2 protein-coding genes are annotated in these 1,592 nt (G+C 32.5%); both read right to left on the reverse strand.

All coding sequences use genetic code 11. The features are described from left to right. Window positions 1-81 precede the first annotated feature (81 nt). Window positions 82-603, reverse strand: a complete 522-nt coding sequence (gene ribH / locus AB671_RS21370; RefSeq protein WP_066677394.1) for a 6,7-dimethyl-8-ribityllumazine synthase — start codon at window positions 601-603, stop codon at window positions 82-84. A 3-nt stretch (window positions 604-606) separates the two neighbouring features. After that, complete coding sequence (locus AB671_RS21375) at window positions 607-1,317, reverse strand: tetratricopeptide repeat protein (protein ID WP_066677397.1); 711 nt, start codon at window positions 1,315-1,317, stop codon at window positions 607-609. Between the last annotated feature and the right edge of the window lie 275 nt (window positions 1,318-1,592).

A 1,592-nucleotide genomic window follows, 5' to 3' on the forward strand; every position in this document is an offset into this window, starting at 1 on the left:
ACTTACAAATTAAATATTACGTATAAAAATTATTGCAGTAAAATTTTTAATAAAATCAAATGATTTAACAATCATACTGAATTAGGTAGCCTTTCCGAAACCGATATTTCCTGTTTTATTGGAAAGATTTCTTTTAAAATTGATCATGCTTAAAGCCGTAACTGCTGCTTCAACACCTTTATTTCCTAAATCTCCACCGCTTCTTGCGATTGACTGTTCTTTGGTGTCATCTGTCAACACGCAGAAAATAGTTGGAGTGTCTGTTAAAATATTACAGTCTTTAATTCCCTGTGCAACGGCGTCACAAACGAAATCAAAATGTGGAGTTTCTCCTCTGATGACACACCCGATTGCTATCACCGCATCAAACTTTCGTTCTTTACAAAGTTGCATGCTTGCATAATTTAATTCAAAAGCTCCGGGAACGGAAAACTGCTTTATATTTTCAGCTTTTACGCCTTCTTTTTCCAGAATTTCTAAAGCTGCATCACGTAGATTGTAAGTTACAAAGTCATTCCACTCAGAAAAAACAATGCCGATAGAAAAATCCTCGGCATTGGTAATATGAAGTGGCTTGTAATCTGAAAGATTAACTGTTGCCATGTTTTAATTTAAATATTTAGTCATTTCGATATAAGAATCAGACATTCCGTTGTCGTAGTCCTGATATTTTTCGTCGATCGTTGCAAAGTATTTTTTAGCTTCTGCATTTTTCTTCATTCCTAAAGCAACAATACCTGCTTTTCTAGTAAAATAATAAGAAGTATAAGGATCATCAGATGCTGAAGCAGCTTTGTCTAATAACGCTAAAGCCTCGTCATTTTTATTAAGACCAGATTTTGCATCTGCCATTGCGCCAAACTTCATTGCCATCAATGTTTTGTTATCAGACGAAAACTTGTCTAAAAGATCATGAGCTTCCTGAAACTTTCCTTCTTTTAATTTTAATAAACCTGCATTGTAAGCAGAAAGTTTACCCACTTTTGTAGAAGAATATTCGTTATAAGTTCCTAAAAATCCAGGATTAGCCGCAGATTTACCACCTAAAGCTTCTTTATCTTTACCTTCTGTAAGGTTTTTTTGTGCTGCTAAATAAGTTTTTATAGCTTCAGCATTCTTTGGAGCTACCACAAATTGCTGGTATCCGAAAAAGCCTAAAACTCCCAAAACAACAACCCCAAAAGCAATGCTTAGTGGTTTCTGATATTTTTCTAGGAATCTTTCTGTGTTTAAAGCCTCTCTGTCAAGGTCTTTAAAGAATTCCACTGTTTCTTTACCTTCTTGCTCATTTGGAGCATTTTTTCCCAATTTTGCCATAAATTCTTAAAAAATTGAATTGCAAATTTAATTGTTTCTGAGTGATTTACAAAATACTTTTGACGTATTGTTGAGAAAAATAAAAAATAGCTTCTGCAAATGATTAATAATACTAAACTTAGTTGTTTTTTTCGATTGTAAGAAATTTTGAAACAGGTTTCTTAGTAATGTTTTTGTAAAAAATAATATATTTAGAGGCTGTTTAAATTTTATTGAGTAATAATTTTATGGCAGATAATTTGACCATGTTTTCAGAACTTTCCATTAGAAGTTCA

The sequence above is a fragment of the Chryseobacterium sp. BGARF1 genome, assembly GCF_001677955.1.
In the GTDB taxonomy this organism is placed as follows: domain Bacteria; phylum Bacteroidota; class Bacteroidia; order Flavobacteriales; family Weeksellaceae; genus Chryseobacterium.

Excerpts from the sequence above, each read along its gene's own strand:
- ribH (WP_066677394.1), bottom strand. The coding sequence starts at position 603 with ATGGCAACAGTTAATCTTTCAGATTACAAGCCACTTCATATTACCAAT.
- AB671_RS21375 (WP_066677397.1), bottom strand. The coding sequence starts at position 1,317 with ATGGCAAAATTGGGAAAAAATGCTCCAAATGAGCAAGAAGGTAAAGAA.